The following is a 17812-nucleotide window of genomic DNA, read 5'->3' on the forward strand; positions in this document are numbered from 1 at the left end:
AAGGAAGATCAACATGACCGTTTTGAAGATGACCGACCTCGACCTCGCCGGTAAGCGCGTGCTGATCCGCGAAGACCTCAACGTGCCGGTGAAGGATGGCGCGGTGAAGAGCGACGCACGCATCCTGGCCTCGCTGCCGACCATCAAGCTGGCGCTGGAGAAAGGCGCCGCGGTGCTGGTCTGCTCGCACCTGGGCCGTCCGGAAGAGGGCATCTACAGCGAGGAAGACAGCCTCAAGCCGGTCGCCGATTACTTGTCCAAGGCCCTCGGCCGTGACGTGCCGCTGATCAAGGACTACCTCGACGGCGTCGAGGTCCAGCCGGGCGAGCTGGTGCTGCTGGAGAACGTGCGCTTCAACAAGGGCGAGAAGAAGAACACCGACGAGCTGGCGCAGAAATACGCCGCGCTGTGCGACGTCTTCGTCATGGACGCCTTCGGCACCGCGCATCGCGCCCAGGGCTCGACTCATGGCGTGGCCAAGTTCGCCAAGGTCGCCTGCGCCGGCCCGCTGCTGGCTGCCGAGCTGGAAGCACTGGGCAAGGCCCTGGACAAGCCGGCGCGGCCGATGGTCGCCATCGTCGCCGGGTCCAAGGTGTCGACCAAGCTCGACGTGCTGACCTCGCTGGCCGACATTTGCGACCAGCTGATCGTCGGCGGCGGCATCGCCAACACCTTCCTCGCCGCGGCCGGTTACAAGGTCGGTAAATCGCTGCATGAAGCCGATCTGCTCGACACCGCCAAGGCCATCGCGGCCAAGGTTGCCGTGCCGCTGCCCGTCGACGTGGTGGTCGCCAAGGAGTTCGCCGAACGCGCCGAGGCCACGGTCAAGGCCATCGGCGATGTCGCCGATGACGACATGATCCTGGATATCGGGCCGAAGACCGCGGCCATGTTCGGCGAGATGCTCAAGGCCTCGCAGACCATCCTGTGGAACGGACCGGTCGGTGTGTTCGAATTCGATCAGTTCGGCAACGGCACCAAGGTGCTGGCCCAGGCCATCGCCCAGAGCCCGGCGTTCTCCATCGCCGGCGGTGGCGACACCCTGGCGGCGATCGACAAGTACGGTGTCGCCGAGCAGATTTCCTATATCTCCACTGGCGGTGGCGCCTTCCTCGAGTTCGTCGAGGGCAAGGTGCTGCCGGCGGTCGAGGTGCTGGAACAGCGCGGCGCCGAGTAATCGCGACGACCTGCCGGGCAGGTCGCGGCCTGCCTGGCAATCAACGGCGTGGCAACCCCGGCCGGTGCCTGTGGTCTGTGTTGTGTCAGACACAAGGAAAGGGGATGCACCATGCGCTATGTCGTTCTGGCTGTTTGCTGTCTGGGTCTGGCAGGTTGTGCCGGCGACCCCCCGGATACCGCCTGCGAAGTGTTCGAGCCGCCTGCGGCCAGTGGTCCCACGGCCGAGCGCGACCAACGGGTCGAGATGCAGGCCACCGGTGACCCGACGGTGACCACCCGCACCGATCTGCAGGAATGTCCCTGATCCCATAGCCAAGGAGCCGTAATGAAAGGCCTGTCGATTCTCGCCCTGGCGCTGCTGCTGGCCGGTTGTGGTCACTGGCAGTCCGGCCCGGACGCGCCGTTCGTGCGCTGGAAGTGCAAAGGCCAGCAGCATATCGGCTGGCGCTACGCCGACAGCGGGAAGACTGCCATCGACCTGAAGATCGGCGACAACGAACGCATTCATACGCTCAAGCGGGAACCTGCCACCTACGGCAGTTTCTATAGCGACGGCGTGATTGCGTTCCACGACAAGGGCAACGAGGCGCTGGTCTACCGCGTGACCGATGACGAGCTGCTGGCCCATGGCTGCAGCGCCTCGCTGATCAACCTCTAGCCGACCCCGCGCCTTCGATGCAAAAGCCGCGGTCGGCGCTGGTAATTGGCGTGCCCGCCACTACAATGCCGCGCCCAGCGTGCCGTGCTTGAACAGCGCCGGCCACTGCGGCAGGCTTACACGATTAAACGACCCTGACCGGGAGAAAGGAAAACATGGCACTCATCAGCATGCGCCAGATGCTCGACCACGCCGCCGAGTTCGGCTACGGCGTGCCGGCCTTCAACGTCAACAACCTCGAGCAGATGCGCGCCATCATGGAAGCGGCCGACAAGACCGACTCCCCGGTGATCGTCCAGGCTTCCGCCGGTGCACGCAAATACGCGGGCGCCCCGTTCCTGCGCCATCTGATCCTCGCCGCCATCGAAGAATTCCCGCACATCCCGGTGTGCATGCACCAGGACCACGGCACCAGCCCGGACGTCTGTCAGCGCTCGATCCAGCTCGGCTTCTCCTCGGTGATGATGGACGGCTCGTTGAAGGAAGACGGCAAGACCCCGGCTGACTACGACTACAACGTGCTCGTGACCCAGCAGACCGTGGCCTTCGCGCATGCCTGCGGCGTGTCCGTGGAAGGCGAATTGGGTTGCCTGGGCAGCCTGGAAACCGGCATGGCCGGCGAGGAAGACGGCGTGGGCGCCGAGGGCGTGCTCGACCACAGTCAGCTGCTGACCGATCCGGAAGAGGCCGCGCAGTTCGTCAAAGCCACCAAGGTCGACGCCCTGGCCATCGCCATCGGCACCAGCCACGGCGCCTACAAGTTCACCAAGCCGCCGACCGGCGACACCCTGTCGATCCAGCGTATCAAGGAGATCCATGCGCGCATCCCGGATACCCATCTGGTGATGCACGGGTCCTCCTCGGTGCCGCAGGAGTGGCTGAAGATCATCAACCAGTACGGCGGTGAGATCGGCGAAACCTACGGCGTGCCGGTCGAGGAAATCGTCCAGGGCATCAAGTACGGCGTGCGCAAGGTCAACATCGACACCGACCTGCGCCTGGCGTCCACCGGCGCGATCCGCGAATTCATGGCGAAGAATCCGGCCGAGTTCGACCCGCGCAAGTACTTCGCCAAGACCGTGGCGGCCATGCGCGACATCTGCATCGCCCGTTACGAAGCCTTCGGCACTGCCGGCAATGCCAGCAAGATCAAGCCGATCTCGCTGGAAGGCATGTTCCAGCGCTACGCCAGCGGTGAGCTGGACCCGAAGATCAACTGATCGATTCGGCCAGGAAAAAAGCCCGCATTCGTGCGGGCTTTTTCATGTCTGGTGTTCGGCGGGTTACGCGCTGCGGGCGCGCTCAGCTAGCCAGCAACTGCTGGATCTGGCTGCGCAGCGAATCCAGCGAAAAGGGTTTGGCCAGCACCGGCGCGGCGCGCGCCAGATCGCTCCCGGACTCATAGATCTCGATCGGGTAGCCGCTGATGAAGATCACTTTCAGGTCCGGGCGCAGCTTCAGCGCGGGCTCGGCGATCATCACCCCGGACACGCCGTCCGGCAGCCGGTAGTCGCTGATCAGCAGGTCGAGGCGCGGCTTGGTCGCCAGAATCTCGAAGGCGCGGGCGGCGCTGTCGGCCTGCAGCACCTGATAGCCCTCGCCGGCCAGGTACTCGGACAACAGAAAGAGAATGTGCGGCTCGTCTTCGACGAGCAGGACGACGTTGCTAGGGACAGGCTGCATCGGCGCAATTCTCGGAGTTTTTCATGACAGTTGCGATATCGGCGCGGCGCATGGCTAACGCAGCGCCATGAGCTTGGAGCAGGACCGCCCTGGCAAGTTCAGCGATCAGCGTACGGTCGTCAACCGCTACCTTGGTGCCCCCCTGCCGGCGCGAGGACTGGCCGCGAGGTGCCGGCGCGGCTAGGCTCAGGCTTTTGCGGAGAGCTGCGATGAGCGAACCCGAACCGCCGCAGGCCATTGCCGAACGTACCCTCGACCACTACCGGCAGAGCGCCGAGGCGTTCCGTGCCGGCACGCGCGACCATGATGTCAGCCAGAACATCGCCGCGTTGCTGAAACATATCCATGCGCCGTCGCCACTGCGCATCCTCGATCTCGGCTGCGGCCCCGGGCGCGATCTGAAGACCTTCACCGCGCTTGGGCATATCGCCGTGGGGCTGGACGGTGCCGAACCCTTCGTCGCGATGGCGCGTGCCGACAGCGGTTGTGACGTCTGGCATCAGGACCTGCTGCGCCTGGAGCTGCCGGACGCGGCATTCGACGGCATCTTCGCCAATGCCGTGCTGTTCCACCTGCCCAGTCGCGAACTGCCGCGGGTGCTGCGCCAGCTACGCGCTACGCTCAGGCCGGGCGGGGTGCTGTTCTGCTCCAATCCGCGCGGGAACAATGAGGAAGGCTGGAGCGGCGGTCGTTACGGTTGCTGGTACGACTGGCCGACCTGGCGTGCGCAGCTGTGTGCGGCGGATTTCCAGGAGCTGGAACATTACTACCGCCCCAGTGGCCTGCCGCGTGCGCAGCAGCCATGGCTGGCGAGCGTCTGGCGCAAGCCTGCAGCCGATCGATGAGTCACGCAGAATGCAACCTGCAAGCCAGGCGATCATGCGTAATGCAAGATCGCCGGGTTGGGCGTGTTTCAATAAATCATTGATTTTAATAGACAAAATTGCGTTTGTTGGGTTGGCATGAACGCTGCTCCTGTTTCGAATGCTGGAAACTTTTACCGGAGCAGAACAATGAATGCAGCCCAACGTTTTCTTACTGCCGCGTTTCCCGAATTCGAAGTGCTCACCGCTCCCCGCCCGGATGGCGGCCTGTTGCTGACCCTGCGCAACGACGATCGGACCATCATCAAGCGCGCCCTGTCCAAGGGGCAGACCCAGGCGGAGATCCAGTTGCAGTGGGTGGTCAGCTCGATCCGCCGTGATCTGGCGCTGGAAGCGGGAATGTCTCCGGCCATCGCCCACCTGCAGAGTCAGAGCCGCACGGCGCTGCCGACCTACGAGTACGCCTGAGGACGCGCGGGGCTGGCTGCGCAAGCGGCGCCGCCCGGCATCCGACCAGGCCGCAGAGCCGGGCGTCGTATCACCGTCACGAGAGGAAAGCCTGATGAATGCCATCGACCTGCTGATCCAGGACCACGAGCGCGTGAAGGACATCCTGACGCGCCTGATCGAATCCACCGAGCGGGCGGTCAAGACCCGTACCGAGCTGCTGCACAAGCTGGAAATGGAGGTCACCATCCATACCCAGCTGGAAGAACAGATTCTCTACCCCGCCTACAAGGACGCCGGCGCGAAGGAAGAGCTGAAGATGTATTACGAGGCCAAGGAGGAGCATCGCGCGGTGGATTCGCTGGTGCTGCCTGATCTCAAGGCCACCGATCCGGCAAGCGTGGAGTTCTCCGGTCGCGCCAAGGTGTGCAAGGAGTTGCTCGAACATCACCTCGAGGAAGAGGAATCGGAGATGTTTCCGCAGGCGCGCGAGATGTTCGACGCGGCCCAGCTGGAAGACATGGGCAAGCAGATGGAGGCGCTGCGTTCGCGCATGAAGAAGGAGTTCGCCGCCAAGCAGGCGGCCTGAGGTCTCGTCAGAGCGCCGTGCTCCGTCCGCTCATGAGGCTGACGGAGCACGCTGTCCGTACTGTTGACGCGCTGGCAATCGGCGCGCGCGATTGCCGCTGTGGAAACTGCCATGGCAGCGGCACTCTTGGCCGCAACGGCGGTCTATCTCCCGTGAATCTGACGATTCCAGAACTTGCCGGCCCGCCGCCGGTTCACCCGAAGGAGGTTATCCATGCGTCTCACCTATCTATTGCCCCCGCTGCTTGGTCTGCTGCTGGTTGGCTGTGGCGAAGACAAGCAGTCCGAACCCACTCCGCCGCCGGCGACCACCGAGCAGCCCGCCGCGCCTTCGACCGCGCCGGCTCCGACTCCAGAGCCGACTCCGGCTCCGACCCCTGCTCCGGAAACCGGGACGGGCACCGGCACCACTGGCGACACCACTACGCCGCCGGCCGGTGGCAGCACCAGCTCGCAGTGAGCCGAGTGGTTGCGGGAGCGCAGGCTCCCGCAACCAATGCGATGCCACGGAGATCACGATGAAGCCAACAACGCTACTGCTGTGCTGCGCCCTCGGTCTGCTGCTCGGTTGTTCACCGGAAGACGAGCAGGACTCCGCGCTGGAGAACGTCGAGGAAAACGCACAGGAGTATCACAACACCGCGACCGATCCCGCCGGGCCCGGCGAGGTGTCGCCGCCATCGACGCCGCCTGCCGAATAAACGCCTCGCCTCAGACGCACTGTCCGGCTGCATGGCCGGAGGCCCAGGCCCACTGGAAGTTGAAGCCACCGAGGTGGCCGGTTACGTCCAGCACTTCACCAACGAAATACAAGCCCGCCGACTTCTGCGATTCCATCGTCTTGGATGACACCTCGCGCGTGTCGACGCCGCCGAGCGTGACTTCGGCGGTGCGATAGCCCTCGGTACCTGCCGGCACCAGCTGCCAGTCGCTCAGCCGCGCCGCCACGCTTTTCAGCTCGGCAGGTGTGTACTGCTTGAGCGGTTTGGAGGCGAACCACAGCTCGCAGAGCAGCGTCGCCATCTTGCGGGTGAACACCTCGCCCAGCAGCGTCTTCAGCTCGATATTCGGTCGCGCCGCCTGCTCGTCGAACAACCACTGCTCGGCGTCGCGCTCGGGCAGCAGGTCGATTGCCAACGCCTCGCCGGCCTGCCAGTAGGAGGAGATCTGCAGCATCGCCGGACCGCTCAGGCCGCGGTGGGTGAACAGCAGGTTCTCGCGGAAGCTCTGCCCATTGCAGCTCACCCGGCAATCTACCGACGTCCCCGACAGCTCGCCGCACAGCGCCTTGAGCGCCGGCTCGGTGATGGTGAAAGGCACCAGGCCGGCGCGCGTCGGCAGCACGGTGTGGCCGAACTGGCGGGCAACCTGATAGCCGAAGCCGCTGGCGCCCAGCGTTGGGATCGACAGACCGCCGGTGGCGATCACCAGCGACTGGCAGTGCAGCGCGCCGAGGCCGGTTTCCAGCGCATAGCCCTGTGCGGTTTTCTCGATCGTCTGGATCGCCGTGTTCAGGTGCAGCTCGACACCGGCATCGCTGCACTCGGCGAGCAGCATCTCGAGGATGTCGCTGGACTTGTTATCGCAGAACAGCTGGCCGAGCTTCTTCTCGTGGTACGGCACGCCGTGGCGTCCGACCAGCTCGAGAAAATCCCACTGCGTGTAGCGCGCCAGCGCCGATTTGCAGAAGTGCGGATTGCTGGAAAGGAAGTTCGCCGGCTCGGTATACAGGTTAGTGAAGTTGCAGCGTCCGCCGCCGGACATGAGGATCTTCTTGCCGGCCTTGTTGGCATGATCGAGCAGTAGCACCTGGCGGCCGCGTCGCGCGGCGCTGAATGCGCACATCAGGCCGGCGGCGCCGGCGCCGATGATGATGACCTCAGTAGTTCGCACGGCTTGCCCTCGTTCGCGAAAAGGCGCGCATCTTACCGTGCCGGCGGCGCTACGGCTGCCCGGCGGGCGGCGCGCTGCCCAGCTTGAGCAGGTGCACCGCCATGCTGCGTAGCGGCGCCAGCTGCCGGCTGATCAGGCCGAGCTGGGTCTGCACCAGGCGGTGGCCGTCGTCGATATCCTCCGGAAGCTGTTCGAGTTGCTGCGCCAGCGCCTCTTCCTCGTCGCTGTGGATGGTGGGCGCGCGGCCGTCGCGCAGCGCCGTGGCCAGTTCGTCGAGGCTCTGCGCCAGGCGCTCGGCGGCGTCTTCGAGCAGCGCGTCGCTGGCATCGTCAGGCAGCGTTTCGCGATGCGCGCCGAGGCCGGACAGGTAGCTGAGCAGCGTGTGCGAGAGCACCAGGAAGCGGAAGCCGCTCTCGGCGTCGCGGCGAAAGTGCCCCGGCTCCAGCAGCATGTTCGACAGGGTGGTGGACAGCGCCGCGTCGGCGTTGTGCGCGTTACGCCGCGCCAGGCGGTAGGCCAGGTCGTCGCGCTTGCCGCTTTCGTACTGGCGCATGATCTGCCGCAGGTAGTCGGCGTTGCAGCTCAGCGTGTTGGCCACCATCTGGTTCAGCCGACGGCCTTGCCAGTCCGGCAGGATCAGGAATACCGCGGCCGCGGCGATGGCGCTGCCCAGCAGGGTGTCGAACAGTCGCGGCCAGATCAGGCCGTAGCCGTCGCCGATCTGGTTGAAGCAGAACAGCACCAGGAGGGTGATTGCCGCGGTCGCCAGGGTGTAGCGCGTGCTGCGGGTGGCGAAGAACACCACGCCGGCAATGACCGCGAACAGTGCCTGCACCTGCGTGCCGGGAAACAGATCGAACAGCGCCCAGCCCGCCAGCAGGCCGAGCACCGTGCCGCTGACCCGCTGCACCAGCTTGATGCGCGTCGCGCCGTAGTTGGGCTGGCAGACGAACACGGTGGTCAGCAACACCCAGTAGCCCTGCTCCGGATGGATCGCGTGCAGTACCGCATAGCCGCAGACCAGCGCGATGCTCATGCGCAGCGCATGACGGAATAGCAGCGAGGTGGGCGTCAATTGCAGGCGCACGCGGTTGAGCGCCTCGCCCAGTGTCTGCGGCTGGCGGTCGAGCAGGCTGCTGTCCTGCTCGCCGGCCAGGGAATCGGGATTGCTGGCGCTGGCGAGCTGGCGCTGCATGGTCGAGAGATTACCGGATAGCGCGCGCAGCGAGCGCAGCAGTCCGCGCCAGGCTGGGTTTTGCTGCTCGCGCAGATGATCCAGCGACGCCTGCAAGTCATCGAGCGCCTGGGCGTTGGCTTCGCTGTAGTGGAACGCCTGGCGCAGCTGGATGGCGGTGCCGAGCTCGGCGCAGGCGCTGGCCTGCAGGCGCAGCAGGCGCTGACAGCGGAACAGCACGTCGCTATGGAAGAACGCCTCGGCGAGCGCCTGATAGGGGTAGTGCGAGGAGCTGACGCGCTCGTGCAGGTCCTGGGCGAGGAAGTACAGCTTCAGGTAGTGGCTGATCCGCGTGCCCGGGCGGCCGTCGCCCAGGCGGTGCAACAGGGTTTCCTTGGCGGCGTTGAGTGCGCTGACCACCCGGCCGTTCTGCTGTGCCAGCTGCAGCCGCCGCTCTTCGACGTCGAGTGAGCGAATCGGCTCGAACAGCGCGGCCTTGAGCTTGAAGTACTGTCCCAGCTCGCGGTACAGCCGCGCCAGGCTCTGCTGTACCGGCTGGTGGGTGAACAGTGCGTCCCACAGCACCGAGAGCAGGCCGTACCAGGCGGCACCGGCGAGCAGCAGCAGCGGATCGCGCCAGAAGTTGAGGCTGGCACCGTCACGCTGGTCGGCGGCGATCATGCTGTAGATCGACAGAATCAGCGTGGCCTGAGCGATGGTTGCGTAGCGTTCGCCGAGCGCGCCGAGCATCACCAGCACGAATGTCGAGACCGCCAGTCCGAGGGCGAACAACCAGGGGTAGGGGAACAGCAGTTCCACCGAGACCGACGCCACGCTGAAGCACAGCAGGGTCGCCAGCAGCGCGCCCAGGCGGCCGCGCCAGCTGTCGTCGGTTTCCGCCAGCGCGCTGGCGATGATGCCGAGGAACAGCGGGATAACCAGCGCGGGCTGTCCGAGCCAGCTGCTCAGGCCCATGCTCCCGGCCAGCGCGATCAGCACGCGCAGGCTGTAGCCGAACTTCTCCAGCGCCCAGAGGCGACGCAGCGATTGGCGGAGCGAGGCGGTCGGCATGTAAAGGTCGGCCTTGACGGAGGATGGGGTATCGAATCGCCGGCCCGACGCGGGCGGGGCGTTCGCAACGCAAAACTTATACCGCAACGCCGGTCTGGCACCACCGCGCAGTCATCTTTCTGTTTATCGTCGCGCCGAGCGATCTGCCACCGGGATCGACAACGGTTCTAGAGCTGCCTGACCTTCAGCGAACGTCCCTTGATGCGCCCTTCATTCAGGCGCTTGAGTGCCTGCCTGGCCACCCCGCGCTCGACCGCGACAAAGGCCTGGAAATCGAACAGCGCGATCTTGCCGACCTGGCTGCCGGCGATGCCCGCCTCGCCGGTCAGCGCGCCGAGGATATCGCCCGGGCGCAGCTTGTCCTTGCGACCGGCGGCGATGCACAGCGTCACCATCGGCGGCTGCAGGGGCTCGCCGGCCTTGGCCTTCAGACTGTCGAGCGGCTGCCAGTTCAGCGGCGTCTGCTGGAGCTTTTCGATGGCCTGGGCGCGATGCGCTTCGGCCGGCGCCACCAGACTGACCGCCAGACCGCGATTGCCGGCACGCCCGGTGCGGCCGATGCGATGCACGTGAATCTCCGCATCGCGCGCCAGTTCGACGTTGATCACCATGTCCAGCGCGTCGATGTCCAGGCCGCGTGCCGCCACGTCGGTGGCTACTAGCACCGACAGGCTGCGGTTGGCGAACATGGCCAGCACCTGATCGCGGTCGCGCTGCTCCAGATCGCCGTGCAGCGCCATCGCCGAGATGCCGCGCGCGCCGAGGTAGTCCACCACGTCCTGACACTGCTGCTTGGTGAAGCAGAATGCCACGCAACTCTGCGGGCGGAAGCTGGCGAGCACACGCAGCACGGCCTCCAGGCGCTGCTCGGCGGCGATCTCGTAAAAGCGCTGTTCGATCTGCACGTCATCATGCAGCGCGGCGACCTTGACCGACTGCGGATCGCGCATGAATGTCGTCGCCAGCTGCTGGATGCCGGCCGGGTAGGTGGCCGAGAACAGCAGGGTCTGCCGCCGCGCGGGCGTCTGCGCGATGACCTCGGCGATGGCGTCGTAGAACCCCATGTCGAGCATGCGGTCGGCTTCGTCGAGAACCAGCGTGTTGAGCCCGTCGAGGCTCAGCGTGCCCTTCTTCAGATGCTCCTGCACCCGCCCGGGGGTGCCGACGATGACATGCGCGCCATGCTCCAGCGACGCGATCTGCGGGCCGATGGATACACCACCGCAAAGCGTGAGGATCTTGATGTTGTCCGCGGCCCGGGCGAGCCGGCGCAGTTCCTTGGCGACCTGGTCGGCCAGCTCGCGGGTCGGGCACAGCACCAGCGCCTGGCAGCCGAAGTAGCGCGGGTTGAGCGGCTCCAGCAGGGCGATGCCGAAGGCGGCGGTCTTGCCGCTGCCGGTCTTGGCCTGGGCGATCAGGTCGCGGCCCTTGAGCATGACCGGCAGGCTCTGCGCCTGAATCGGCGTCATCTCGGTGTAGCCGAGCGCGGCGAGGTTGGCCAGGGTGGCGGCGGAAAGGGGTAGTGAGGAAAAGTCGGTACTGGACACGGCGGGAGTCTTCGCAAGGGAGGCGGACGGCAGTCTATCAGGCAGCCGGTACGGGCGCCGCACCGCGCCGGCCGGGTCATCCGTATGGCTGGCGAAACGTTCTGAAAGCTATGTGAGCGGAACCCCGCACGGGGCTGTTGATCGAAAATTGTCCATTTCCCCATTGAGGAGGTCGTTTTGTTCCGCGCTTTGTTCTTTCTCGGATTGTTTGCACTGCCAGTCTTGGCAGACGAGCCAACCCTGTATGGTCGCTATGAACACATCAGGATCGAAGAACTCGGCAAGATCCTGCCGGCCAAGATGGACACGGGGGCCATGACGGCGTCTTTGTCGGCCCGCGACATCGAGCAGTTTGAGCGTGATGGCGAGGACTGGGTACGTTTCCGGCTGGCAGTCGATGGTGCCGATGACACCCTTTATGAACAGCGCATGCTGGGTATCAGCCGGATCAAGACGCGTGCGGAGGAGGGGAGTGCGGTCGATCCCGAGCGCGAACCGCCACGTGCCGAGCGGCCGATCATTGGCATGCAGCTGTGTATCGGCGATCAGCTGCGCGAGGCCGAGGTGAACCTGACGGACCGCACCCACTTCAGTTATCCCTTGCTGATCGGTACCGAGGTCATTCGCGACCTGCGCGCCGCGATCGATCCGGCAGACCGGTATACGGCAGGTCGCCCGACCTGCTGATCCGTCAGTGGAGTTCGCGCACCGCTCGACTCCTGCTGGTGTGCATTGCCACTCACCGCCGCGCTCTGCTTGTTCGGCGGTGGGTGGTACCGGAAGTGACCCGTCCGGGCAACGCTTTTTTCTAGCTATGAACTAGTGTGTCGCCAATCACAAGCGTCTGTTTTTATTTATCAGCGAAGGATTAAACAAAAGAGGGGTGCTTGCCTTTTGTGAAAGGATGATGTCCGTTTTATTAATCTGGGATCGGCTTTCAAGTTGAATTGCCGATTGTTCGGCGAAGTATTTCGCCGTTATTGACTTTAAATTATTGAATTGAAGTTTAGCGAGGTCTGGGCGTCTCGATTTCTGCGACCGGTGAGTCGGTTTTGTGACCGGTCGGTTCATGTTTCAAGATGTTGCTGCAGGCTGCGCATCAGCTTTAACCTGGGGGTCAGGCTTCGGGGGAGGTGCGAAGTCAGGTGCGCCTGGCAGCTGGTTTTACCCGTATGAGGGGCTTCGCTACGTCTGCGCTGTTTCGCTCGTCCTACTAAAGTCGGGGCTTTCATTGGCGAAGCCTCCTTTGTTAGATTCGGCAATGTGGATTCCATTCCCTTGCAATAATAATAAGATGGAGAACGCGTCAATGGCTGACAACAATAACGAAAACGCGACTGCGTACTGGAAGGCGAATGTTCGCCTTATAGTATGGAGCTTGGTGGCGTGGGCCTTCGCGGCCTATGGCCTGGGCATCATCCTGCGTCCGATGTTAATGGGCATTCACATCGGGGGTGCGGATATCGGCTTCTGGTTTGCTCAACAAGGCTCGATTATCACGTTCCTTTTGATCATCTTTCACTACGCGTGGCGGATGAACAAACTGGACAAAGAATTCGGCGTTGAGGAGTAACCCATGAGCCAGTACTGGATAAACATGCTGTTCGTGGGCGCGTCCTTTGCGCTCTATTTCGGTATCGCGGCCTGGGCCCGTGCCGGTTCCGCCAAGGAGTTCTATGTCGCCGGTGGTGGCGTCCATCCCGTTACCAACGGTATGGCGACCGCAGCGGACTGGATGTCTGCGGCCTCGTTCATTTCCATGGCCGGCATCATCGCCTTCGGCGGTTATGGCACCTCGGTCTACCTGATGGGCTGGACCGGCGGCTACGTGCTGCTGGCGATGCTGCTGGCGCCCTACCTGCGCAAATTCGGCAAGTTCACGGTACCGGATTTCATCGGTGACCGTTTCTACAGCCGTGGTGCGCGTCTGGTAGCGGTACTCTGCCTGCTGCTGATCTCCCTGACCTACGTAATCGGCCAGATGGCTGGTGCCGGTATTGCCTTCTCGCGCTTCCTGGAGCTGAGCAACGAGGCCGGTATCTGGATCGCTGCAGCGGTCGTGTTCGTCTACGCGGTATTCGGCGGCATGAAGGGCATCACCTACACCCAGGTGGCGCAGTACGTCGTGCTGATCATCGCCTATACCATCCCGGCAGTGTTCATCGCCTTCCAGCTGACCGGCAACCCGATTCCGTCGCTGGGCATGATCGGTAACGACGTCGAAACCGGTCTGCCGCTGCTGCAGAAACTGGACGCCGTGGTAACGGATCTGGGCTTTGCGGCCTACACCGCCGACACCGATAACCGGCTGAACATGATCCTGTTCACCCTGTCGCTGATGATCGGTACTGCAGGTCTGCCGCACGTGATCATCCGCTTCTTCACCGTACCGAAGGTGGCTGATGCGCGCTGGTCGGCTGGCTGGACGCTGATCTTCATCGCCCTGCTCTACCTCACCGCTCCCGCGGTGGCCTCGATGGCTCGTCTGAACCTGGTAGATACCGTCTACCCGGATGGCCCGAAAGGACAGGCGATCCTCTATGAAGAGCGCCCGAACTGGATCAATACCTGGGAAGACACCGGTCTGATCAAGTGGGAAGACAAGAACAGCGATGGTCGGATCCAGATGTACAACGACGCCAACGCTGCCTTTGCTCCGACTGCGCAGGAGCGCGGCTGGAACGGCAATGAGCTGACCGTCAACAACGACATCATCGTGCTGGCCAACCCGGAAATCGCCAACCTGCCGGGCTGGGTCGTCGGTCTGATTGCTGCCGGTGCTATCGCTGCTGCGCTGTCTACAGCGGCGGGGCTGCTGCTGGCGATCTCCTCGGCGTTCAGTCATGACCTGATCAAGACGTTGATAAATCCGAAAATCAGCGAGAAGAACGAGATGATTGCCGCTCGTCTCTCGATGACCGGTGCGATCATCTTGGCTACGTGGCTGGGTCTGAACCCGCCGGGCTTCGCGGCACAGGTGGTGGCGCTGGCGTTCGGTCTTGCGGCATCCAGCCTGTTCCCGGCGCTGATGATGGGGATCTTCTCCAAGCGCGTGAACAGCAAAGGTGCGGTTGCGGGGATGCTGGTCGGTGTGGTGAGCACTGCCGTGTACATCTTCCTGTACCTGGGCTGGTTCTTCATCCCGGGCACCAACACCTTCGCCAACGTGCCGGCTGAGTGGATGTTCGGTATTTCCCCGCAGGCCTTCGGTGCCGTTGGTGCGATCCTGAACTTCGCCGTCGCCTACGCCGTGTCGATGGCTACCGAGGCTCCGCCGCGGGAGATCCAGGACCTGGTCGAAAGCGTTCGCACACCGAAGGGTGCTGGCGCGGCGATTGGCCACTAAACGATAATGCGGCCGGACGTCAGCGCGGCTGACGCGAGGTTGAAGTAAGAATCGGGCTTCCATCTGGAAGCCCGATTTTTTTGAGGAAGTGATCTATGTTCTGGCATCTCATCGCAGCAGCGGCTGCCGCTTTGGCGGGTGCAGGGATTGCGTTGCTGCTGCGCTCCCTGTCCGGCAAGCGGTTGCCTATGTGGATCATCCCGGTGTTTGCCGGGCTGGGCATGTTCGGCTACACGATCTACTACGAGTACACCTGGTTCGAGACGTCGCAGGCCCGCCTGCCACAGGGTTCCGTGGTGGTTTCCAGCGAGGAGGGCCACATGCTGTGGCGGCCCTGGACGCTGCTGTTCCCTATGCCGCTGGCCTACACGGTGCTCGACAGTACCAACGTGCAGATTCAGGACGTCGCGCAGGGACGCCTGGCTCGGTTCGTCCTGTATCGCTTCGAGAAGCAGCACTTGGTATCCACGGTGAAAAGCGGCAAGTACCAATTGCTCTGCAACGAGAAGGCGATGTTCCGGCTGAACGATGCCGGCGAGGCCAAGATGGAAACGCTGACCGAACTGGAAACGGACGCCCCGCTTTACCAGGCCATCTGCACCCGGCCATAGACTTCCCTGACTCGCACGAGCAGCAGTCGCGCTGCTCGCGGCGAGGTGTGCGCACCGGCGTGGCTGTTCGCGCAGATGAAATCAGAGCGAGTGTCGCGCGACCTGCTGCGAGCGCTTCCAGCAGCGGACGCGCTGAGCCAGCTCATCGATGCGTTCGATGCCCAGGCGGCGGGCGCGGCTCATCAGGATCAAGGCGATCTGCGCCGTGGCCAGCGCATCGGCGGAGGCATGGTGGCGCTGCGGAATGTCGATATGGAAGTACTGCAGCCAGTGGTCGAGTCCGCCGCGGTGAATCATGGCGTGCGGGAATAGCATCGGCGCCAGGTCGGCCACGTCGAGAAAGGTGTTCTGCAGGGTGTAGCCCAGCTCTTTCTTTAGCGCACGACCCAGCATGCGCTCATCGAACGGTGCGTGGAATGCAAGGATCACGCTATCACCGGCGAATTCCATGAAGCTGAGCAGCGCGTCGGCCGGTGGCAGGCCGCTGGCCAGCTCGCTGGGCGCGATGCCGTGAATCAGCACACTTTCGCTGAACTTGATCTGACGGTTGAGTGTGCACTCGAACTGCTGGGAGAAATCGATCGCCGCGTTATCGATGGTCACCGCGCCGATGGAAATGACCAGGTCGCGCTTGAGGTGCAGGCCGGTGGTCTCGAGGTCGAGTACCACCATGCGCTGTTCGCGCAGCGGGGTTCCGTCCAGCGCGGCGGGGCGCTTCAGTTTGGCCAGGCGTTGCTGCTGATCGAGCGTGAGCTTCGGCCCGCGCGGGTGGAACCAGGTCATTTTCATCTCGGATCTACAACTGATAGCGCACGGCCAGGCTCGTCTGCAGACGCTGGGCCTGGCGGAAGGATTCGCGCAGGATACGGCGGTCGAGTGCGTTGAGCGTATCCGGGTCGAGCCGGTTGGAATAGGGCGCCTCGTCGCGCGCCTGTTGCTGGTGATGCTGCATGCGGGTCTGCTGGATGAAGTGGTAGGCCTCTTCGTAGGCGGCGCCATCCTTGGCGTCGATGATGCCTTTCTCGACCAGACGGCGCAGGCGCTCGAGCGTGTTGCACTCGCCGATTCCATTGGCCAGCGCCAGAAGCCGGGCGCCGTCGACGAAGGGGGTCAATCCCTGGACCTTGAGGTCGAGCGTATCTTTGCCGTCGCCCTTGCGCGCCAGCACGAAGTCGCGGAAGCGGCCCACCGGCGGGCGGTGACGCAGGGCGTTGTCGGCCATCATGCGCTGGAAGATGCGGTTGTCCGCCACTTCGGCAAGCAGATCCTGGCGCAATTGTTCGCAGCCCTCCTGCGGACCCCAGACCGCACGCAGGTCGAAGAAGATAGTGCTGCTCAGCAGGTTCTCCGGCGTCGCTTCGCGCACGAATGCGCTGAAGCGCCGGCCCCACTCCTGGCGCGACAGGCACAGCTCGGGGTTACCAGCCATGATGTTGCCGCGGCACAGCGTGAAACCGCAGGTGTCCAGGTCGCGGTTGATGCGTTCGGCCAGCGGCAGCAGCCGTCCGCGCCGAAGAGCGGCCTCGGCGGCATCGGCCGCTTCGAAGAGGATGCCGTTGTCCTGGTCGGTGTGCAGGGTCTGCTCGCGGCGACCTTCGCTGCCAAAGCACAGCCAGGTGAAAGGCACGCCCGGGTCGCCCATGTCGCGGATGGCCAGCTCGATCACCCGCCGCACGGTGTGGTCGTTGAGCAGCGTGATGATATGGGTGATCTGCGTCGAGGAAGCGCCATGCGCGAGCATGTTGTCGACCAGTTGCTTGATGCGGCCACGGATCGCCACCAGCGCTTCGACTCGGTCGGCGTGCCCGATGGTCTGCGCCAGATGCACCAGATCGACGCGCTGCAGGGAGAACAGGTCGCGTTCGGAAATCACGCCCACCAGCTGGCCGTTGTCGACCACGCAGACATGGGCGATGTGGCGCTCGGTCATGGCGATGGCGGCATCGAAGGCGGTCGCTTCCGGCGGCAGGTGGAACGGTTCGTGAGTCATGTAGCAGGAAATCGCCGCGCTCAGTGCGCCGGCCTCGGTGCCGATCACGCGGCGCAGGTCGCGCAGCGTGAAGATGCCCAGCGGATGTTGCTGTTCGTCGACGATGACGATGCTGCCGACGTTGTTCTGCTGCATCAGTGCCACGGCCTCGCGCAGCGGCAGGGCCGGCAGGCAGGCGACCGGATGGTGCACCGCAAGCTCGCCAATGCTGGTTTCCAGCGAGTAGTTCTCGCCCAGGGTCTCGACGGCTCGTATTTGCGCCTGCTGGTTGACCAGGTCGAGCAGGCTGCTGACGCCACGGATAGCGAAATCGCGGAAGGGACTGGAGATCGAGATCAGCTGGACGAAGGCCGGCTTGTTCAGCAGGAGGCAGAAGGTGTCCTCAGCGGCCAGATGCGCGGTGCGCGTGGCGCGCTCGCCCATCAAGGCGGCCATCGGGAAGCACTCGCCGACGATCACCTCGAAGGTGGTTTCGCTGCCGCGCTTGGCACTGTGCGGACGCTGTCCGTGCACGCGGCCCTGCTTGACGATGTAGAAGTGCTGCACCACGCCGTCTTCGGGCGAGATGATGTGCTCGCCGGCGGCATAGAAGCGCAGCTCGCAGTTCTCCACCAGGTAGGCGAGGTGAGCCTTTTCCATCAGGTTGAACGGTGGGAACTTGCGCAGGAACTCCATGGTGCCGTGGATGTTCTGCAAGACGGCGGTCTTGCCGGCGGCGGCGAGGGCGTCAGCTGTGCTCATGGCGGGATTCCGTTTTTGTTCATGTTCGGCTGCGGCCGGACTCGGGCACATTGGACGTAA

At 64.1% G+C, this 17812-nt stretch carries 18 protein-coding genes and 1 pseudogene; 13 read left to right on the forward strand and 6 right to left on the reverse strand.

From position 1 onward, the window contains the following. Nucleotides 1-13: 13 nt before the first annotated feature. The 4 genes from U8L64_RS14480 (at nt 14) to fba (ending at nt 3057) form a co-directional block, all read left to right on the forward strand. Entirely contained in the window at nt 14-1177 is a 1164-nt protein-coding gene (locus U8L64_RS14480; RefSeq protein ID WP_333398127.1) for a phosphoglycerate kinase, read from the forward strand. A gap of 111 nt (nt 1178-1288) precedes the next feature. Then, on the forward strand, nt 1289-1483 hold the full coding sequence (locus tag U8L64_RS14485; protein WP_043297829.1) for a hypothetical protein: 195 nt from the start codon (nt 1289-1291) through the stop codon (nt 1481-1483). Nucleotides 1484-1504: 21 nt separating this feature from the next. Continuing rightward, nucleotides 1505-1837 carry an MliC family protein gene (locus U8L64_RS14490; RefSeq protein ID WP_234303177.1) on the forward strand — a complete coding sequence of 111 codons (333 nt, stop codon included), beginning with the start codon at nt 1505-1507 and terminating at the stop codon, nt 1835-1837. Between the two features lie 155 nt (nt 1838-1992). Continuing rightward, nucleotides 1993-3057: a class II fructose-bisphosphate aldolase gene (gene fba / locus U8L64_RS14495; protein WP_333398128.1), complete on the forward strand. Its 1065-nt coding sequence runs from the start codon at nt 1993-1995 to the stop codon at nt 3055-3057. Between the two features lie 82 nt (nt 3058-3139). On the opposite strand, the gene U8L64_RS14500 is transcribed toward fba, so the two are convergent. Continuing rightward, nucleotides 3140-3520: a response regulator gene (locus U8L64_RS14500; protein WP_138300905.1), complete on the reverse strand. Its 381-nt coding sequence runs from the start codon at nt 3518-3520 to the stop codon at nt 3140-3142. A 209-nt stretch (nt 3521-3729) separates the two neighbouring features. On the opposite strand from U8L64_RS14500, the gene U8L64_RS14505 reads away from it, so the two are divergent. The 5 genes and pseudogenes from U8L64_RS14505 to U8L64_RS14525 all read left to right on the forward strand — a co-directional run bounded on the left by U8L64_RS14505 (nt 3730) and on the right by U8L64_RS14525 (nt 6080). Continuing rightward, nucleotides 3730-4365 (forward strand): class I SAM-dependent methyltransferase, encoded by a 636-nt coding sequence (locus U8L64_RS14505; protein ID WP_156716086.1) that lies wholly within the window; start codon nt 3730-3732, stop codon nt 4363-4365. A 168-nt stretch (nt 4366-4533) separates the two neighbouring features. Further along, nucleotides 4534-4812, forward strand: a complete 279-nt coding sequence (locus U8L64_RS14510; RefSeq protein ID WP_008568455.1) for a DUF3509 domain-containing protein — start codon at nt 4534-4536, stop codon at nt 4810-4812. A gap of 94 nt (nt 4813-4906) precedes the next feature. After that, entirely contained in the window at nt 4907-5380 is a 474-nt protein-coding gene (locus U8L64_RS14515; protein ID WP_333398129.1) for a hemerythrin domain-containing protein, read from the forward strand. Nucleotides 5381-5593: 213 nt separating this feature from the next. Then, nucleotides 5594-5815 (forward strand): annotated as a pseudogene (locus U8L64_RS14520) (hypothetical protein); the annotation flags it as partial. Between the two features lie 82 nt (nt 5816-5897). Further along, nucleotides 5898-6080 carry a hypothetical protein gene (locus U8L64_RS14525; protein WP_036997356.1) on the forward strand — a complete coding sequence of 61 codons (183 nt, stop codon included), beginning with the start codon at nt 5898-5900 and terminating at the stop codon, nt 6078-6080. A 10-nt stretch (nt 6081-6090) separates the two neighbouring features. On the opposite strand, the gene U8L64_RS14530 is transcribed toward U8L64_RS14525, so the two are convergent. From U8L64_RS14530 to dbpA, 3 genes are all read right to left on the reverse strand, one after another. Continuing rightward, complete coding sequence (locus U8L64_RS14530) at nt 6091-7224, reverse strand: NAD(P)/FAD-dependent oxidoreductase (RefSeq protein ID WP_442965294.1); 1134 nt, start codon at nt 7222-7224, stop codon at nt 6091-6093. Between the two features lie 97 nt (nt 7225-7321). Beyond that, nucleotides 7322-9517 carry a YccS family putative transporter gene (gene yccS, locus U8L64_RS14535; protein WP_043297834.1) on the reverse strand — a complete coding sequence of 732 codons (2196 nt, stop codon included), beginning with the start codon at nt 9515-9517 and terminating at the stop codon, nt 7322-7324. Between the two features lie 167 nt (nt 9518-9684). Beyond that, the gene (gene dbpA, locus U8L64_RS14540; protein ID WP_043297835.1) at nt 9685-11064 is read right to left on the reverse strand and encodes an ATP-dependent RNA helicase DbpA; all 1380 of its coding nucleotides are present in this window, start codon (nt 11062-11064) and stop codon (nt 9685-9687) included. 177 nt (nt 11065-11241) lie between these two features. Between dbpA and rloA2 the strand changes: the two genes are divergently transcribed. The 4 genes from rloA2 (at nt 11242) to U8L64_RS14560 (ending at nt 15021) form a co-directional block, all read left to right on the forward strand. Further along, nucleotides 11242-11751 carry a retropepsin-like aspartic peptidase RloA2 gene (gene rloA2, locus U8L64_RS14545; RefSeq protein ID WP_043297836.1) on the forward strand — a complete coding sequence of 170 codons (510 nt, stop codon included), beginning with the start codon at nt 11242-11244 and terminating at the stop codon, nt 11749-11751. A gap of 622 nt (nt 11752-12373) precedes the next feature. Beyond that, the gene (locus U8L64_RS14550) at nt 12374-12637 is read left to right on the forward strand and encodes a DUF4212 domain-containing protein (protein ID WP_043297837.1); all 264 of its coding nucleotides are present in this window, start codon (nt 12374-12376) and stop codon (nt 12635-12637) included. A 3-nt stretch (nt 12638-12640) separates the two neighbouring features. Further along, the gene (locus U8L64_RS14555) at nt 12641-14410 is read left to right on the forward strand and encodes a sodium:solute symporter family protein (protein WP_043297838.1); all 1770 of its coding nucleotides are present in this window, start codon (nt 12641-12643) and stop codon (nt 14408-14410) included. A 95-nt stretch (nt 14411-14505) separates the two neighbouring features. Further along, the gene (locus U8L64_RS14560) at nt 14506-15021 is read left to right on the forward strand and encodes a hypothetical protein (protein WP_156716094.1); all 516 of its coding nucleotides are present in this window, start codon (nt 14506-14508) and stop codon (nt 15019-15021) included. An 81-nt stretch (nt 15022-15102) separates the two neighbouring features. On the opposite strand, the gene U8L64_RS14565 is transcribed toward U8L64_RS14560, so the two are convergent. Beyond that, entirely contained in the window at nt 15103-15810 is a 708-nt protein-coding gene (locus tag U8L64_RS14565) for a 3'-5' exonuclease (RefSeq protein ID WP_273526829.1), read from the reverse strand. 7 nt (nt 15811-15817) lie between these two features. After that, on the reverse strand, nt 15818-17752 hold the full coding sequence (locus tag U8L64_RS14570) for a putative nucleotidyltransferase substrate binding domain-containing protein (RefSeq protein WP_043297841.1): 1935 nt from the start codon (nt 17750-17752) through the stop codon (nt 15818-15820). Between the last annotated feature and the right edge of the window lie 60 nt (nt 17753-17812).

This window comes from Pseudomonas sp. FIP_A4 (genome assembly GCF_036701605.1).
Classification (GTDB): domain Bacteria; phylum Pseudomonadota; class Gammaproteobacteria; order Pseudomonadales; family Pseudomonadaceae; genus Stutzerimonas; species Stutzerimonas phenolilytica.

Bases quoted from the DNA above. Each gene is read 5' to 3' on its own strand.
- U8L64_RS14480 (WP_333398127.1), top strand. From the start codon at position 14: ATGACCGTTTTGAAGATGACCGACCTCGACCTCGCCGGTAAGCGCGTG.
- U8L64_RS14485 (WP_043297829.1), top strand. From the start codon at position 1,289: ATGCGCTATGTCGTTCTGGCTGTTTGCTGTCTGGGTCTGGCAGGTTGT.
- U8L64_RS14490 (WP_234303177.1), top strand. From the start codon at position 1,505: ATGAAAGGCCTGTCGATTCTCGCCCTGGCGCTGCTGCTGGCCGGTTGT.
- fba (WP_333398128.1), top strand. From the start codon at position 1,993: ATGGCACTCATCAGCATGCGCCAGATGCTCGACCACGCCGCCGAGTTC.
- U8L64_RS14500 (WP_138300905.1), bottom strand. From the start codon at position 3,520: ATGCAGCCTGTCCCTAGCAACGTCGTCCTGCTCGTCGAAGACGAGCCG.
- U8L64_RS14505 (WP_156716086.1), top strand. From the start codon at position 3,730: ATGAGCGAACCCGAACCGCCGCAGGCCATTGCCGAACGTACCCTCGAC.
- U8L64_RS14510 (WP_008568455.1), top strand. From the start codon at position 4,534: ATGAATGCAGCCCAACGTTTTCTTACTGCCGCGTTTCCCGAATTCGAA.
- U8L64_RS14515 (WP_333398129.1), top strand. From the start codon at position 4,907: ATGAATGCCATCGACCTGCTGATCCAGGACCACGAGCGCGTGAAGGAC.
- U8L64_RS14525 (WP_036997356.1), top strand. From the start codon at position 5,898: ATGAAGCCAACAACGCTACTGCTGTGCTGCGCCCTCGGTCTGCTGCTC.
- U8L64_RS14530 (WP_442965294.1), bottom strand. From the start codon at position 7,224: ATGTGCGCATTCAGCGCCGCGCGACGCGGCCGCCAGGTGCTACTGCTC.
- yccS (WP_043297834.1), bottom strand. From the start codon at position 9,517: ATGCCGACCGCCTCGCTCCGCCAATCGCTGCGTCGCCTCTGGGCGCTG.
- U8L64_RS14550 (WP_043297837.1), top strand. From the start codon at position 12,374: ATGGCTGACAACAATAACGAAAACGCGACTGCGTACTGGAAGGCGAAT.
- U8L64_RS14555 (WP_043297838.1), top strand. From the start codon at position 12,641: ATGAGCCAGTACTGGATAAACATGCTGTTCGTGGGCGCGTCCTTTGCG.
- U8L64_RS14560 (WP_156716094.1), top strand. From the start codon at position 14,506: ATGTTCTGGCATCTCATCGCAGCAGCGGCTGCCGCTTTGGCGGGTGCA.
- U8L64_RS14565 (WP_273526829.1), bottom strand. From the start codon at position 15,810: ATGAAAATGACCTGGTTCCACCCGCGCGGGCCGAAGCTCACGCTCGAT.
- U8L64_RS14570 (WP_043297841.1), bottom strand. From the start codon at position 17,752: ATGAGCACAGCTGACGCCCTCGCCGCCGCCGGCAAGACCGCCGTCTTG.